This window comes from Hydrogenophaga sp., assembly GCF_051860785.1.
Taxonomy (GTDB): Bacteria; Pseudomonadota; Gammaproteobacteria; order Burkholderiales; family Burkholderiaceae_C; genus Hydrogenophaga.
The window spans coordinates 1-14,752 of the sequence record NZ_JBIMLB010000039.1; the positions used below are offsets into that span (position 1 = coordinate 1).

Annotated in this window: 15 protein-coding genes and 2 pseudogenes; 16 read left to right on the forward strand and 1 reads right to left on the reverse strand. The window is 66.9% G+C overall.

From position 1 onward, the window contains the following. Positions 1-336: 336 nt before the first annotated feature. Positions 337-650 (forward strand): annotated as a pseudogene (locus ACTIF6_RS26565) (IS110 family transposase); the annotation flags it as partial. A gap of 91 nt (positions 651-741) precedes the next feature. Here the strand turns inward: ACTIF6_RS26565 and ACTIF6_RS26570 are convergent. Then, a pseudogene (locus ACTIF6_RS26570) lies at positions 742-1,171 on the reverse strand (IS66 family transposase); the annotation flags it as partial. A 139-nt stretch (positions 1,172-1,310) separates the two neighbouring features. Here ACTIF6_RS26570 and ACTIF6_RS26575 point away from each other — a divergent pair. The 15 genes from ACTIF6_RS26575 to ACTIF6_RS26645 all read left to right on the forward strand — a co-directional run bounded on the left by ACTIF6_RS26575 (position 1,311) and on the right by ACTIF6_RS26645 (position 14,697). Then, positions 1,311-2,219, forward strand: coding sequence for a LysR family transcriptional regulator (locus ACTIF6_RS26575; RefSeq protein WP_012761385.1), 909 nt, complete (start codon positions 1,311-1,313; stop codon positions 2,217-2,219). A 539-nt stretch (positions 2,220-2,758) separates the two neighbouring features. Next, positions 2,759-3,517 carry a hypothetical protein gene (locus ACTIF6_RS26580; RefSeq protein ID WP_003454930.1) on the forward strand — a complete coding sequence of 253 codons (759 nt, stop codon included), beginning with the start codon at positions 2,759-2,761 and terminating at the stop codon, positions 3,515-3,517. 141 nt (positions 3,518-3,658) lie between these two features. Beyond that, the gene (locus ACTIF6_RS26585; RefSeq protein ID WP_003454927.1) at positions 3,659-3,877 is read left to right on the forward strand and encodes an AlpA family transcriptional regulator; all 219 of its coding nucleotides are present in this window, start codon (positions 3,659-3,661) and stop codon (positions 3,875-3,877) included. 40 nt (positions 3,878-3,917) lie between these two features. After that, complete coding sequence (locus ACTIF6_RS26590; protein WP_003454923.1) at positions 3,918-4,784, forward strand: ParA family protein; 867 nt, start codon at positions 3,918-3,920, stop codon at positions 4,782-4,784. Beyond that, a complete protein-coding gene (locus ACTIF6_RS26595) occupies positions 4,768-5,025 on the forward strand; it encodes a hypothetical protein (RefSeq protein ID WP_003454921.1) in 258 nt (85 codons plus the stop codon). The genes ACTIF6_RS26590 and ACTIF6_RS26595 overlap by 17 nt, the downstream gene beginning before the upstream one ends. Beyond that, complete coding sequence (locus ACTIF6_RS26600; RefSeq protein WP_003454909.1) at positions 5,018-6,679, forward strand: ParB family protein; 1,662 nt, start codon at positions 5,018-5,020, stop codon at positions 6,677-6,679. Before ACTIF6_RS26595 ends, ACTIF6_RS26600 begins: the two co-directional genes overlap by 8 nt. 12 nt (positions 6,680-6,691) lie before the next feature. Then, positions 6,692-7,252 (forward strand): DUF2857 domain-containing protein, encoded by a 561-nt coding sequence (locus ACTIF6_RS26605; protein ID WP_003454899.1) that lies wholly within the window; start codon positions 6,692-6,694, stop codon positions 7,250-7,252. 3 nt (positions 7,253-7,255) lie between these two features. Then, complete coding sequence (locus ACTIF6_RS26610; protein ID WP_059889447.1) at positions 7,256-8,506, forward strand: STY4528 family pathogenicity island replication protein; 1,251 nt, start codon at positions 7,256-7,258, stop codon at positions 8,504-8,506. Between the two features lie 229 nt (positions 8,507-8,735). Then, entirely contained in the window at positions 8,736-9,515 is a 780-nt protein-coding gene (locus ACTIF6_RS26615; protein WP_439590718.1) for a PFL_4669 family integrating conjugative element protein, read from the forward strand. Continuing rightward, the gene (locus ACTIF6_RS26620) at positions 9,512-10,063 is read left to right on the forward strand and encodes a DUF3158 family protein (protein WP_439590719.1); all 552 of its coding nucleotides are present in this window, start codon (positions 9,512-9,514) and stop codon (positions 10,061-10,063) included. Before ACTIF6_RS26615 ends, ACTIF6_RS26620 begins: the two co-directional genes overlap by 4 nt. Then, complete coding sequence (locus ACTIF6_RS26625; RefSeq protein WP_003454893.1) at positions 10,060-10,509, forward strand: single-stranded DNA-binding protein; 450 nt, start codon at positions 10,060-10,062, stop codon at positions 10,507-10,509. Before ACTIF6_RS26620 ends, ACTIF6_RS26625 begins: the two co-directional genes overlap by 4 nt. Before the next feature lie 277 nt (positions 10,510-10,786). After that, positions 10,787-12,829, forward strand: a complete 2,043-nt coding sequence (locus ACTIF6_RS26630) for a DNA topoisomerase III (RefSeq protein WP_238923522.1) — start codon at positions 10,787-10,789, stop codon at positions 12,827-12,829. An 807-nt stretch (positions 12,830-13,636) separates the two neighbouring features. Continuing rightward, positions 13,637-13,888: a hypothetical protein gene (locus ACTIF6_RS26635; RefSeq protein WP_003454891.1), complete on the forward strand. Its 252-nt coding sequence runs from the start codon at positions 13,637-13,639 to the stop codon at positions 13,886-13,888. Between the two features lie 25 nt (positions 13,889-13,913). Further along, positions 13,914-14,306, forward strand: coding sequence for a hypothetical protein (locus ACTIF6_RS26640; protein ID WP_003454890.1), 393 nt, complete (start codon positions 13,914-13,916; stop codon positions 14,304-14,306). A gap of 103 nt (positions 14,307-14,409) precedes the next feature. Continuing rightward, entirely contained in the window at positions 14,410-14,697 is a 288-nt protein-coding gene (locus ACTIF6_RS26645) for a hypothetical protein (RefSeq protein WP_439590720.1), read from the forward strand. Positions 14,698-14,752 lie beyond the last annotated feature (55 nt).

Here is a 14,752-nt window from a genome sequence, read left to right on the forward strand (position 1 = left end):
TGTGCGGGCGTGATCTCCATGCCCAATATTGTCCAGCGCAAACGACACGATCGGTATTAGTGTTAACACGCCCTAGTTCCGTCGTCACGCGGCCTCGCTCGAGGAAGTTCTTGCAAGACTTTGCTGGATGTTGCACCTAACATGCAGAAAGTCAACAGCCAACATCCAGCGATCTGCTGGCCGATTGATGTGAATCAATCGTAAGCAGCGAGGAAACAAATGTTGGCTGCCGCCGCGATGGTGCTCCCCAAGTCGTCAATCTGTAGCCATGTGAAGGGGAAGTCCATGAACGAGATTGCGCGAGTCGGGGTGGATCTGGCTAAGCGGGTTATCTAGGTGCATGCGGTGGATGCGCGCGTGGTGGTTGCCAAGGCGCTGGCCGCTGACAAGTTTGCGGCCCGGTGCGCGCAGTTGCCTCCCGGCTGCCTGGTGGCCCTGGAGGCCTGCGGCGGTGCGCATCACTGGGCACGCAAGCTGCGCGGCTATGGGCTGGATGCGCGGCTGATCGCAGGCCACTTCGTCACGCCCTACCGCATGGCCGGCAAGGGACGCAAGAACGATTCGGCCGATGGGCAACCCGCCCGCACATGCGCTTCGTGCCGGTGAAGACGCCGGCGCAGACGCTGCTGACCACCCATCAGCTGCGCAAACCTCCCGATTCACTCACGCAGCTGATTCCTGCTTGCCTAGGGACGACCATGTAAGCCGCAGATGGTCGGAGTCCTTTGCGACCAGCACCTACGTGAGCAGCCCGGAGGTGGGGATGCCCTTGGCGATGATCTCCGCCGGGACTGGCGCCTGGGTCAGCGTTCGGCACCTGTGCGCAGGTCCACTTGCCGCGGATGTGGCACTCTACCGTGAATACGCCCGGTGTGTTGTCCAGCTTCTCGCTGATGCGCTTGAGCGCACAGCCGCACGCGCAGCGAGTGTTCTCGGGCTCGTGGTGGCAGTCCACGCGCGGCAGGTCCGCCGGCAAGGCGGTGCGCTTAGGCATCGCGCCAGGCGTAGCCGGCGGCTTCTTCTTGCCCAGCAGTTCCTGGAGCTGCGCCTCAGCCGCGGCAAGGTCGGCGTCCAGAGCCTCGTCGAACAGCGCGCGTTGTTCGGCATCGAGCTGCTCGCTCTTCTTGCCGAACTTCAGGCGTCGCAGCTGGGCGATCTCGAACGAGAGCTTCGCCGTAGGCGCTGACATGGGCGAAAAGCATCCGAGCATCACCCCCCAGGATGGCTCTCATCTCGATACAGAGGTGAATCCTCCGCACTATTCGGCTCCCTACGAAGATATGGACTGATCACATCGGTAGGGAGAAAGCATGAACTTACGCCATCTTCGCTGCTTCATCGCCGTAGCCGAGGAACTGCACTTCGGCCGGGCTGCTCGACGGCTGCACATCGAACAGTCTCCACTGTCGCGCACGATCCGCCAGATGGAGGCGGATTTAGGGGTGCCGCTGCTCAACCGCTTGCCACGCAGTGTTCGTCTCACACCGGCGGGACAGGTCTTCCTCGAAGAAGCCCGGCGCGTACTGCTGGCCTTCGAGCAAGCGCAGACCAAGGCACGCGCCGCAGCGAACCAGCGGAACACGCTGCGCATCGCACTATCTGGTGACATGGGGCAGGCCCGCTTGTCGGCGTTGCTTGCGCTTTGCCGCGAGGAGGCACCACAGGTCGGCATTCGGATATTTGAAACGCCACTGGCGCAGTTGGTGACTGGACTGCGCAACGACTTGTATGACGCAGGTTTTGCATTGGCTGGTGAAATGGACGCCGGCATCGTCGCCATGCCGGTGTGGCGAGACCCGCTGGTGGTGGCTTTGCCCGCCAGGCATCCGCTGCTGGCTTTCAAGGAAGTGCCGCTGGAGGAAGTGGCGAGCTATCCGCTGGTGCTGTGCGATCCCCAGGTCTGCGAAGGTTGCAGCCGGCAGCGCGAACGGCTGCTCCGCACGGTGGATGCGCAGCCGACGGTAGCCGAGTACGTCAAGACCCATTCCCTGATGCTGGCCCTCGTGGCCGCCGGCTACGGCGTGGGCTTTTCGAGCGCGGCGCATCTGGCGGGTTGCCATCAGGCCGATGTCGTCGTGCGGCCGCTGGCCGACGAGACCGCTTCGCTGACGACCTATCTACTGCGACCCGAAGGCGAAATCATGGAGCCGCTGCGGCAGTTCATCGACCGCGTGGAGCGTGTCGGACGCCCGCAAGGCACCGATCAACGCCCGATGTGACGCGGGGATTTTGGACGGTACGATTCCCTTTCGGTCTGGACCTTGACCCGCATTGCATCGGCGGCCGACCTTTTGCGTCACGGGCATGGATGGCGAATCGGGCCTATCCACCCGGCATCAAGCAAGGCACCTTCAAGCTGTCGAGGTCACAGCAGTGACGCAGAACGCATGAGCCCTTGCTGGATGCAAACCGGCTCAGCCGGAAGTCGCATTGGCGCTTTACCCCGCCCGTATTCCTACGAAAACTTTGCCCTGGTTTTCCGGTAAAGCGCGGCATCCCTTCCTGATCGAACTTGGATGCGCGGCTTTTCAGACCGTTGCGCCGGTAACAAGATTTTTCGCAGGTGCATTATGGTTGAGGTGTAGCGGGCACCGCAAGGAGGTTTGCCCCCTGCGTAACGCTCGGCGACATCGCCGCACCCAACGTCCACCACGATGCCGACCGGCTCGCGCTTTATCGGGTTCTTTGGGCAATCGCTGCGCCCATGTGGGCCGCGCGCGCTTGCCATGTGTCGATCCGACGATGGGAAGAGCGCGTTATGCCGAAATCGAGCAGCCACGCCTTTGGCGCAAAGACGTACTACCGACCGATCGAGGCGGCCGTCCGCTGGTGCGGTCTCCTGCGCTTCGAGCAGCGTATTCTGGAAGCGCTGGAGCAGCGTGCCATGCCGGAGCCCGGCGAATTCCCGCGCTGGCCGCTGCTGCGCCTGTATGCCGAGCGCATCTTCGACGCGCTGACGCATGGCGAATTGCCCGGTGGCAAGGCCGGCATCGTGCTGGACTCGCAGCGGCCGGCGCTCGACGACCCCGAGTTGACCGTGCGCCACGTGGACTTGAAAGCGTGGATGTCGCAGTTCTACCCCGGCGATCGGCCGGGGTTTTTGTTTGACGGCATCGAACGCGCGGTGCATCCGGCGGTGAGCGTGGACACGCTCAACATTCTGCTGGCCGATCGCGAAGCAGCGAAGTCGCAACTTGCCGAACTTGCCCTGGTGCATGAAACGCTGCGCACCGCGCACGAAGCACTGGCGAAGGAACATGCCACGCGCGCGGCCAACGACGAACAGGCGCGCGAGCCTGGCCTGCGCAGCGAGACGACTTACCTCAACATCATCGGCGGACTGCTGACGCTGCTGCTGGGCAATTCGCCGTCAGGCGCGGCCTATTCGTCGTTCCGCAGCATGGATGCCGTGGTCAGCGCGCTGATCGCACACCATGAGGGGCGGCCGGGTCTCAGCGAGCGGACGCTGTGGAGCAAGCTCGCGCAGGCGCGGCGCCACCTGGAGGCGTCGCGCTGACGACGCGGCCAGCATGATGCCGATGCGGCGCACTGCAATTGCAGTCGCTGCTTCTGCAATTGCAGTGATTTCGGCGACCGCGGTGTATTGAATACGAGGCACTTTCCGAACAGCGCCAGTGAGCGTCAAGGAGTGTCTCTCATGTCTTCGCAGACCACCGCGCCGGCAGTGCCGGCCGAGCACCGCATCCTGCGTCGCGCCGAAGTCGAGGCCAAAACCGGCTTCAAGCGCGCGCACATCTACAGCCTGATGAAAGAAGGCAAGTTCCCCAAGGCGCTGCGCTTGGGCGTGCGCGCCGTGGGCTGGGACTCGGCGGAGGTCGAGCAGTGGATCGCCGATCGCCTCGATGAGCGCGCCTGACGCTTTTCCTCGGTACATGCCATTCAACCGGGAGAGGCCCATGCAGGTGGTGTCCATCATTTCGACCAAGGGCGGCGTCGGCAAGACCACGACGGCGGCCAACCTGGGCGGCTTCGCAGCCGACACCGGGCTGCGCGTGCTGCTGCTGGACCTGGACGTGCAGCCCACGCTGTCGAGCTACTTCACGCTGGCCGAGCGCGCGCCGGCCGGCATCTACGAGATGCTGGCCTACAACGAGCAGCGCGCCGAGCAACTGGTGTCGCGCACCGCGATCGAGCGGCTTGACCTGGTGCTCTCGAACGACGACCGCGGCGAGCTGAACACGCTGCTGCTGCACGCGCCCGATGGCAGATTGCGGCTGCGCCACCTGCTGCCCACGCTGGCGCCGCACTACGACCTGCTGCTGATCGACACCCAGGGCGCGCGCAGCGTGCTGCTGGAGATGGCGGTGCTGGCCTCGAACTTGGCGCTTTCGCCGGTGACGCCGGAAATCCTCGCGGCGCGCGAGCTGCGGCGCGGCACGCTGCAACTCATCGAGGACATCGCGCCGTACCGCCACCTCGGCATCGAGCCGCCGCCGCTGCACCTGCTCATCAACCGCGTGCATCCGGTGTCGTCGAATGCGCGGCTGATCCAGCAGGCGCTGCGTCAGGTATTCCAGGAGCAGCCTGGCGTGCGCGTGCTGGACACCGACGTGCCGGCGATTGAAGCCTATCAGCGCGCCGCGACGCGCGGACTGCCGGTGCATCGGGTGGAATACCGCCAGCCGGCGGGCCGCACGGCACCTGCCGCATTGGAGACCATGCGCGCGCTGGCCGGCGAGCTGTTCCCGGCGTGGCAGGAGCGCTTTGCGCTCGTCACCGGCCGAGGCGACGCGGGAGGGGCCGGCCATGGCCAGCGCACATGACCTGGCCCGCGGCCACAAGCGGCTGCGAGGGCTGATCGAGTTCGCCCTGGGAGAAGGTTGGAAGGTGGTGCGCACCCGCGGCGGGCACCTGCTGTTCACGAAGCAAGGCTGCGCGCCGATCTACACCAGCTCGACGGCGAGCGACCACCGCGCCGAGCGCAACGCCCGTGCGCAGCTTCGCCGCGCCGACCGACAGGCGGCCCAGGGTGTTGCAGCATCTCAGGAGAATGGCCGTGGCTGACCTGACGCCGCAGGACATGGCCGCCAATCTGCTGGCCTCGGGCTTCGAGCGCAACGGCCCTTCGGTCGCGGCCCTGAGCGACCCCATCGCCGACACGCCGATGGTGGTGACGCTGGACCAGTTGCGCCCCTACGACCACGACCCGCGCGTGACGCGCAACCCGGCCTACGAGGACATCAAGGCCTCGATCCGCGAACGCGGGCTCGATGCGCCGCCCGCGATCACGCGCCGGCCCGGCGAACCGCACTACATCATCCGCAACGGCGGCAACACGCGCCTGGCGATCCTGCGCGAGCTGTGGAGCGAGACGAAAGACGAACGGTTCTTCCGCATCCCCTGCCTGTTCCGCCCGTGGCCGCAGCGCGGCGAAGTGGTGATGCTGACCGGGCACCTGGCCGAGAACGAGTTGCGCGGCGGGCTCAGCTTCATCGAGCGGGCCTTGGGCGTGGAGAAGGCGCGCGAGTTCTACGAGCAGGAAATGGGGCGGGACAGCGGCCAGCCGCTGTCGCAGAGCGAGCTGGCGCGGCGGCTTACGGCCGATGGCTTCCCGCTGCCGCAGTCGCACATCAGCCGCATGCAGGACGCCGTGCACTACCTGCTCCCGGCGATCCCCACGCTGCTGTACGGCGGGCTCGGCCGGCATCAGGTGGAACGGCTCGCGGTGCTGCGCAAGGCCTGCGAACGCACCTGGGAGCGGCGTGCCCTGAGGCGCAACCTGTCGATGGACTTCGCTACGCTGTTCCAGGACGTGCTGGCGCAGTTCGACACGCAGCCCGACAACTTCTCACCGCAGCGGGTGCAGGACGAGCTGGTCGGCCAGATGGCCGAGCTGCTGGAAGCGGACTACGACACGCTGAGCCTGGAAATCGACGACAGCGAGAGCCGGCAGCGCGCATTGACCAGCGATCCTGCGCCGCTGCAGGCGGCAAGACCTGCGGTGCCGGCCGGGCCACCGCGACCACCGTCACCGCCTTCGCTGCCGCCCGGCCCCTCGGTGCAGTCGTCGGAGCCTGGCCCTGGCCAGGCTGCGCAGGCCGGTTCCACGCCGGCCGCCAGCGACAAGGGCATGCAGCAGGATGACGAACGCCTGCAGGGTCACATCGTGTCCCCGGCCCCGACCACCGAACGCCTGCAATCCATCCAGCGCATGGTGGCCGATCAGATGGGCGACAAGCTGCCCGACTTCGAGGCCGACGCGCTGCGCGCGATCCCTGTGCAGGCGGGCGGGCTCTACCCCATCTCGGATGTCTGGTACATCGAGCCCGGCCTGGATGTGCCGGATCGGCTGCGGGTGCACATCGCGCAGTTCGCGCGCGAGATCGCCGAGGAAGCCGACGTGGCCGGGCAGGTCGAACCCAGCGAAGGCGGCATGGGCTTCGTCTGCGTGGCGCCCCCGGCGGTGCGCGCATTGCCTCCGTTCGCGTGTGCGGTGCTGACCTTGCTGCATGCGCTGTGCGCCGCGCCCCGACCCGCCCCCGGCTTCGATGGCGCCCGGCTGGCCGACGACCTGGCGGCCTTGCTGCATGGCGGCGGCGCATATCCGCGCCTGAGCGATGCCGGGCTGGTAAAGCTGTTCCGGCTGCTGCGCATGGCGCGCCGGCTGCTGGATCTGGAGACCGGCGCGGCCTCCAGCAACCCCGGCCACGGCGCCTGAGCAGAGGCCATCATGTCGGCACCGCATCCGCTCAACCAGGCCGTCATCGCACAGGCGCTGCACGACCTGCGCAATGGGCAACTGCGGCGCTGCAAGGCGATGGGCTTCGGCGAGGAGGAGCTGGACGCGCTCAAGCACCCCGAACTCGTGAGCATGCTGGTGAACGCCACGGTGTCGTGGTGTTCGGTGTCGGTGAACCGCGATGTGCTGAAGCGGCTGCTGAGCCAAGTGCACGACGTGGAGCGAGAGATCGCGACGGTCGACCGCATGCTGCGCCTGGGCGCCAGCACGGAGATGGTCAGCCGCTTCTACGGGCTTACGCACCAGGAGGTGGCCCTGCGCCGCGACATCCTCGGCCTGCCCAAGCGCAAGGGGCGGCATCCGGTGCTGGACGAGGCGCAGGACACGGCGCTGTGGAAGCAGTGGAAGGCCGGCGTCATGGAGCGCGGCATCGCGCTGGACGATGAGGTGGCGATGCTGACGCTGACCATGGACCTGGCCGAGACCTTGAACCTGCCGATGTCGGTGATCTGGTCGGCGATACGCAACTGGATCGACCAGGGGCTGGTGTAGGCCATGGCGACCGGCGGCGCACCCCGGCGCGATGGCCCCGTGGCGCTGTCGGCACTGTTCGACGACGCGCTGCGGGAACTGGTGCCACGGGCACCACCGACACCGCCAGCCCCGCGCGGCGCTGCTGCTGCATCGCCGGCCGCGCCGGTCAGCGACGGCTTCCTCTACAGCGGCAACCGGCACGAGAGCGTGCCGCGTGCGCTGTTCCTCGACCGGCGCCTGACGCCGCTGGAGCGCAACGCCTGGCAGGTGCTCCGCCTGCAGCTCCAGAGCGACGGCGTGACGGCGTTCCCGACCTACGACCAGCTTCGCCCCTACCTCGCCTCGATGCCCTGCGCGGCGCAGGCCTCGCACGAGACCGTGGCGCGCGCCTTGACGCTGCTGCGGCTGACGCGCTGGCTGAGCCTGGTGCGACGGCGCCGCGACCCGAAGACCGGGCGCATCCTGAGCAACCTCTACATGCTGCACGACGAACCGCTGACACCCTTCGAGGCGATGCAGCTCGACCCCGACTACCTCGGCCTGGTCGGCCAGGCGCTGACCCATGCGGCGAAGGCGGTGCAGATCGTCGGCATGAACACCCTGCGCGAGATCGCCGAAGACCCGATGCTCAACGGCCGCACGCTGCCCACGCGGCTGCAGGTGCTGGCACAGCGCATGGCGCGCAACGAATGGGCGGACGCGAGTTATCCACAAGCGCCTGTGGATCACGAATCCGAAGAAGGCCAGGACGGCCTGCTTCGGAATCTCGAAGGCCCGTCTTCGGAATCCGAAGCAGGGCTGAAATCCGCGCCAGACGGCTCACTTCGGAATCCGAAGGAGGACCGTACTGTACGTATGGATCGTATAAATCAAGTACGTACAGTACCGCGCGCGAAGTCGTTGCAGCACCTGCGCCTGCCCGAGCGCCTGCTGCGCTTGAAGGACGAGCAGCAAAGCGGCGCGATGGTGGCCTTGCAGCAGGTGGACGAGTCGCTGCGGCAGGCGGTGTTGGACGAATGGGATGCGCGCTGCCGCAACAGCGCGGTACGCAACCCGGCCGGCTATCTGTTCGGCATCATCCAGAAGGCGATCCGCGGCGAGTTCAAGGCCTGGGCCGGCGAAGGCGGTTCGCCATCGACGCCGCCTGCGCCGCCGCCACGGCCAGCCGCACCTGCACCGTCTGCACCGCCACCGCCCGCGCCGAACGGCCCTGGCCGCGAGGCAGCGCGGGCCTACCTGGCGAAACTGCGTTCAACCCTGGGCGATTCCTGAGCAGCTATCCCCAGGGGATAGCTGGGACACGAAGCCTTCCAGGCATCGGCTTCGGTTCTGTCATGCGTCGCACGGTCGCAGCCCGGCGCGGACCTATCCCCTGGGGATAGACGGAACACGCGACCTTCCGGGGCGACAACCGGGAGCGCACCCGCTGCGGTTTGTTGACTGACGCCCTTCCGGGCGATGCCGATGCTGGCGGCTCGTTCCCGTACCGCGAGTCGTCACCATGGCCAATGAATCCCAGCCGCCCCTGCAGTTGAATCTCGGATCGCTGCGCAGCGCGATGTCGCTGACGCTGCACACCCACCACGCTTCACGCATCTGGCATGGCCGAGCGCCTGCCGAGGGCCGGCCCGGGATCATCGGCCTGAACGGATACATCAGCGTGATGAACAAGATGAAGCGCGGCGCCGAGCAGGACGATCCCTACTCGGATTTCTGGATGCTGCGCATCGAGGACAAGCTGACGCAGACCAAGGACAGCTTGCAGGCGCTGCGTGAGCAGGTGGACCAGGCGCTGGCCGACGTGCCGCCCGCGCTGTCGCTGGGCGAGAACATGAACGTGCAGCCCGTGAAGCTGCCGCTGTTCGTCAATGCGCAGCTCGGCTTCATGGCGGTGTACCTGCTGGCCGACTACGACGACCTGGCCCGCAAGCTGATCCTCGCCCACCACACCGCGCTGATCGACCGCAGCACGCTGGAACGCTGGCTCAACGACGGCGCGCATGCGCTGCGCAGCCTGTTCTCGCTGGCACAGCAGTACCGCTACTCCGGCGCGACGCGCGACGACTTCGCCTCGAAGAACGCGGTGGCGCGGGCGGCGCTGGAGAAGTTCGGCGAGTTGCCGCAGGACGTGCTCGAAGGCACGCGCCGCTCGCGCTTTTCGCCACCGATCGCACGGCGGTCGGGCAAGCCTGGTACAGCCGCGGATGCCGCACCCAGCGCTGGCGCAGCCGACGTGGCGGACGACGACCACGACCATGACGGCGAAGGCACGAAGGCATGACAGCATCGTCTTCCACCGGCCAACCGGCGCGCTTCCTGCCGCTGGAACAGGCGGACTTCCAGCGCCTGGAACACGGCTCCTACCTAAAAGGCCTTTTACAGCCTTTTAAAGGTAAGGGGAGTCTGGAGGCCTGGGCCAACCAGTGCACGGCGCTGCGCGACGACTTAATCGCGCTGGCGCAGCGGCGCGTGCTGCAACAGGCGCGGGCCTACCCCTTCTCGCTGCTCGACGTGCAACTGGCCCAGCAGACCACTGGCGCAGGCACGACCTTCCTGCGCTGGCGCAACCACGACCGTTCTTCCATGGGCGTGGCGCTGTGGGAATCGCTGCTCGACCGCCCGGCGACGCCGGCCTCGCTGATCGACGACCTGTACGCGATGGAGCTGCAGCGCATCGCTTTGAACATGCAGATCAGCCTCCTTCACACGCTGGGCCGCCAGGCCCAGGAGTGCGCCAGCAAGGCCGCGCAGGCCGAAGCGGCTTACCTGCGACGTGTCCACGGGCATGCCGCGTCGGTTCCATCCACCACCCCCAAGGAGTCTCCATGAGCACGCACTTCGTCGGCGAGGGCAACATCGGTTCCGCGCCGGACTATCGCGAATTCCCTAACGGCAACGACGAGCCGCGCCGGCTGCTGCGCCTGAACGTCTACTTCGACAACCCGATCCCAAAGAAGGACGGTGAATTCGAGGACCGCGGCGGCTTCTGGGCGCCGGTGGAGCTGTGGCACCGCGACGCCGACCACTGGAAAGACCTGTACCAGAAGGGCATGCGCGTGCTGGTAGAAGGCCGCACGGTGAAGGACGAGTGGGAGGACGCCGACGACAACGAGCGCACGACCTTCAAGATCGAGGCCCGCCGCATCGGCATTCTGCCGTACCGCATCCAGGCCGTGACCCTCAGCGCCAGGACGCTGGAACCCGAGGCCGCAGTACCGCCGCCGAAGGAGACCAAGGGGACGAAGGCGTCGAAGGAAACCAAGGCCAAGGGCTGATTCCCCGCAGGGGGCGGCTGTAGCAACCGTCAGACGCCCGCCATGCACCAGCTATCCCCAGGGGATAGCTCCAGGGTGTTCCACCGGGTTCCAGCCGCCCTCCCGAAACGACGCTCCCGCTGCGCCAGCCGTTGCGGCTTCGCGCATGCCGCTGCGGCAACGCATCGCCTGCCGATCACAAAGCGGTGTCTGCGCCAATCGGCTTCCTTGCTGCCGTCATCCGCTGGCCCGGCCAAGCTGGGGCCATCCGATGACCGCACACTTCCAAGGAGGCTTCATGCGCGTGTTCCTGTGCGAGAAGCCGTCCCAGGGCAAGGACATCGCCCGTGTGCTGGGCGCCGGCCAACGCGGCAACGGCTGCTACAGCGGTGCGGGTGTCGTCGTGACCTGGTGCATCGGTCATCTGGTCGAAGCGGTTCCGCCCGAAGGCTACGGCGAGCAGTACAAGCGCTGGGGCATCGAGCAACTGCCTATTCTTCCCGAGCGTTGGCGTGTCGAGCCCAAGGCGGCGACCGCGGCGCAGTTCAAGGTCGTGCAGCAGCTCGTCGCCAAGGCGGGCGAACTGGTGATCGCGACCGACGCCGACCGCGAGGGCGAGATGATTGCCCGCGAGATCATCGAGCTGTGCGGCTACCGCGGCCCGATCCAGCGCCTGTGGCTGTCGGCGCTCAACGATGCGTCGATCCGCAAGGCCCTGGGCACGCTCAAGCCGTCCGCCGAGACACTGCCGCTGTACTTCTCCGCGCTCGCCCGATCGCGTGCCGACTGGCTGATCGGGATGAACCTGAGCCGCCTGTTCACGCTGCTGGGCCGCCAGGCCGGCTACAACGGCGTGCTGTCGGTCGGGCGCGTGCAGACGCCGACGCTCAAGCTGGTCGTGGACCGTGATCGCGAGATCGCACGCTTCGTCTCGGTGCCGTTCTGGGCCATCGAGGTCGCGCTCTCGCATGCAGGCCAGTCCTTCGTTGCAAGCTGGACGCCGCCACAGGGCAGCACCGACGACGCCGGCCGCTGCTTGCAGCAGCCGGTGGCGCAGCAGGCCGCCGAACGCCTGCGCGCGGCCGGCACCGCCCAGGTGCTGTCGGTAGAGACCGAGCGCGTGCGCGAAGGCCCGCCGCTGCCGTTCGACCTCGGCACCTTGCAGGAAGTGTGTTCCAAGCAGTTGGGCCTCGACGTGCAGGAGACGCTGGACATTGCCCAGGCGCTGTACGAGACGTACAAGGCAACGACCTATCCGCGCTCGGATTCGGGCTACCTGCCCGAGAGCATGCTGGCCGAGGTGCCGGCCGTCCTCGACAGCCTGGTCAAGACCGATCCCGGTCTGCGGCCGCTGATCGACCGCCTGGACCGCCAGCAGCGTTCGCGGGCCTGGAATGACGGCAAGGTCACGGCGCACCACGGCATCATTCCGACGTTGGAGCCGGCCAATCTCTCGGCGATGAGCGACAAGGAGCTGGCCGTCTACCGGCTGATCCGCGCCCATTACCTCGCGCAGTTCCTGCCGCACCACGAGTTCGACCGGACGGTGCCGCAGCTCACGTGCGGCGGGCAGTCGCTGGTGGCGGTCGGCAAGCAGATCGCGGTGGCCGGATGGCGCCAGGTGCTGGCGGCGCCTGAGCCCGAGGACGGTGACGGTGACGGTGACGGTGAGGATGCACAGCGCGGACAGGTGTTGCCGGCGCTGCAGGCAGGTGCCGCCTGCCAGGTCGGCCAGGTCGAACTGAAGGCGTTGAAGACGCTGCCGTCCAAGCCCTACACGCAAGGCGAGCTGGTCAAGGCCATGAAGGGCGTCGCAAAGCTCGTGACCGACCCGCGCCTGAAGCAGAAGCTCAAGGACACCACGGGCATTGGCACCGAGGCCACGCGCGCCAACATCATCAGCGGGCTGCTGGCCCGCGGTTATCTGTTGAAGAGGGGTCGGTCCATCCGCGCGTCGGATGCCGCCTTCACGCTGATCGACGCCGTGCCTGCGGCCATCGCCGACCCGGGCACCACGGCGGTGTGGGAGCAGGCGCTGGACATGATCGAGGTCGGCCAGATGACGCTGGACACCTTCATCGCCAAGCAATCGAGCTGGGTCGCCCAGCTCGTGCAGCAGTACCGCGGCGCCACGCTGAACCTCAAACTGCCGCCCGCACCGAGCTGCCCGCAGTGCGGCGCACCGATGCGCCAGCGCAGCGGCAGGAGCGGCGCGTTCTGGTCTTGCAGCCGCTACCCGGACTGCAAGGGCACGCAGCCGGTCGAAGATACCGGAGCAGGCAAGCGCGGCGCATCCAGCCGTGCATCAGGCCCACCGCGTCGGCGCCCCAGGGCGAACTGACGCCCCCATCTCCCTCTGCCACGCCGGCTGCTGCCGACGGCGGGGCAAACCTCCCGCGCCTCGCGGGACTCCCCAGCGCGCGTTCCCTTCTGCAACGGTGTGCGCGTCCTGCACGGGCCGATCACGGCTGGCAGGGCGAGAAGGTCATTGTTCCATCGAATCGCGCTCGCCGCGATTCCGCTGATCGACGTGCTTCCGTCCATCCGCGAGCGGTCTCCTGACGCCTTGGCCCGCAAGGCTGCGAGGTGTCAGGAGACCGTTTGCGGTCGACGGTATTCGGTGCCGGTGCCCGCCGGCGGAACAACGGGTTCCCTTTGTGTGTGGATACACGCCAGAGGATGCCGGCCCCAGCCACGAAACGGGCCGGGTGAGATTGCTGACGCAGCGAATGGCTTTGACGATGGCCTGGCCTGCTTGCAGCCCACAGGTGGATTGATTTCTCTCCAGCCGAAGCCTTGCGAGGCTTCGGCGCCTTTGTCGTGGGCGAACGGAATCGTGCATCGCTGCTCTTGCCAGCGCTCGGCCCAAACTGGACGGCGTTCGGTTCCGTTTGATCAGCGACGGAGTGCCGCCGCGCTTTCATTCTTCCCGCATGTGTCGCTGACGGTCGTCAGCACCATGCCCTGGCAGCCCCGGTCCTCAAGGCTGCAACGCGGTTCGCCGCGTTGACCGATCTAGTCCGCTTCGCACCGACCACCGCGGACGCGCGTCGCCACGACGCGGGTGCTTTTCATGTTCAACCCTTCGGGAGGTATCCGCTCCCGTCAGGGCGTGGTGCTCCCGGTCTTCAACCAACAGGAGAAAACCATGTCCCTTGCGCTCGCATCGGCACCTTTGAGTGCTGAACAGGCCCGAGCCGAATCCATCGGCTACCAGGCCCTGGCCTGCGTCGGCAAGCGCCTGCCCCTGCAAGTGCTGTGCAGCGCAGCCGGCCACTACATCGGCACCGCCGATGCGGACGGCCCGGTCTCGCGGGAGTCGGTCAGCTACTTCCGCTCGCACCACGCCGCCGAGCACGCCCTGCAAACGGGCCGCTGGCAGCAGCGCCTCCACCCGTGATGTCCAACCACCAGGAGCCCATGTCATGAACCGTGCCCTGCCTCAAGAGGTACTTGATCAGATCGAGCTGGAACACCAGCACTTCGCCGCCGCGCCCCAAGCCTTCTTCGAGGCGTGGAAACGCGGCGTCGACATCGCCGGAGCCGAATGGTTCGGCGACGGCACCCGCGAAGGCCTGCAGCGTGCCACCACCAAGTGGGATCTGCGGCCGAAGCTGCTGATGCTCAACGATGCCCTCGGCGTCCTGAGCAGCGGCCAGCGGATGTTCCTGTCCGCGATGGTGAGCTTCTACAACGCCCGCGAGGGCGGTGCGATGCTCAAGCGTTGCGGCTTCGAGGGTCTGTCCGACCTGGGCGGCCTCGACCTGGAACGGCGCAAGGTCGTCGCCGACCTGACGCTGAACTACAACGGCTGGTGAGCCGCGCTGCGGCCTGCCGACGTTCTTCTTTTCTTCCCACCCCACGAGGGACATGCGTCCCTGCATGGGGCCATGTCCCTCCTTTTCTTGAAAGGAGTGATTCATGTCCCCTGACTTTTCCATCGGTCTGCTCGTGACCGACGACGACATCGATGCGGTCATCCTTGAAGGCTGGCCGGCCGACGTGCGCAAGCCGCGCATCGTGGTGCTCGACTACGCCGGCAATGATGTGCCCGACGAGTATGTGCTGCATGTCAGCAGCGGAACCCCGAATACCGGATTGACCGGGCGCGAGGTGTTCCCGGTCGAGTACGGACCCGACTGCCGCTACCCATCGCCCGCTGAAGTCCTTTCGGTGCTCGATGCACCTAAGGCTACGCTGAACAAGTAGCCGATTTGAGCGATCCGCTGCCCAATGGGTCGCTGACGCGGGGAAGCCTCGCGGT

Excerpts from the sequence above, each read along its gene's own strand:
- ACTIF6_RS26575 (WP_012761385.1), top strand. The coding sequence starts at position 1,311 with ATGAACTTACGCCATCTTCGCTGCTTCATCGCCGTAGCCGAGGAACTG.
- ACTIF6_RS26580 (WP_003454930.1), top strand. The coding sequence starts at position 2,759 with ATGCCGAAATCGAGCAGCCACGCCTTTGGCGCAAAGACGTACTACCGA.
- ACTIF6_RS26585 (WP_003454927.1), top strand. The coding sequence starts at position 3,659 with ATGTCTTCGCAGACCACCGCGCCGGCAGTGCCGGCCGAGCACCGCATC.
- ACTIF6_RS26590 (WP_003454923.1), top strand. The coding sequence starts at position 3,918 with ATGCAGGTGGTGTCCATCATTTCGACCAAGGGCGGCGTCGGCAAGACC.
- ACTIF6_RS26595 (WP_003454921.1), top strand. The coding sequence starts at position 4,768 with ATGGCCAGCGCACATGACCTGGCCCGCGGCCACAAGCGGCTGCGAGGG.
- ACTIF6_RS26605 (WP_003454899.1), top strand. The coding sequence starts at position 6,692 with ATGTCGGCACCGCATCCGCTCAACCAGGCCGTCATCGCACAGGCGCTG.
- ACTIF6_RS26610 (WP_059889447.1), top strand. The coding sequence starts at position 7,256 with ATGGCGACCGGCGGCGCACCCCGGCGCGATGGCCCCGTGGCGCTGTCG.
- ACTIF6_RS26615 (WP_439590718.1), top strand. The coding sequence starts at position 8,736 with ATGGCCAATGAATCCCAGCCGCCCCTGCAGTTGAATCTCGGATCGCTG.
- ACTIF6_RS26620 (WP_439590719.1), top strand. The coding sequence starts at position 9,512 with ATGACAGCATCGTCTTCCACCGGCCAACCGGCGCGCTTCCTGCCGCTG.
- ACTIF6_RS26625 (WP_003454893.1), top strand. The coding sequence starts at position 10,060 with ATGAGCACGCACTTCGTCGGCGAGGGCAACATCGGTTCCGCGCCGGAC.
- ACTIF6_RS26630 (WP_238923522.1), top strand. The coding sequence starts at position 10,787 with ATGCGCGTGTTCCTGTGCGAGAAGCCGTCCCAGGGCAAGGACATCGCC.
- ACTIF6_RS26635 (WP_003454891.1), top strand. The coding sequence starts at position 13,637 with ATGTCCCTTGCGCTCGCATCGGCACCTTTGAGTGCTGAACAGGCCCGA.
- ACTIF6_RS26640 (WP_003454890.1), top strand. The coding sequence starts at position 13,914 with ATGAACCGTGCCCTGCCTCAAGAGGTACTTGATCAGATCGAGCTGGAA.
- ACTIF6_RS26645 (WP_439590720.1), top strand. The coding sequence starts at position 14,410 with ATGTCCCCTGACTTTTCCATCGGTCTGCTCGTGACCGACGACGACATC.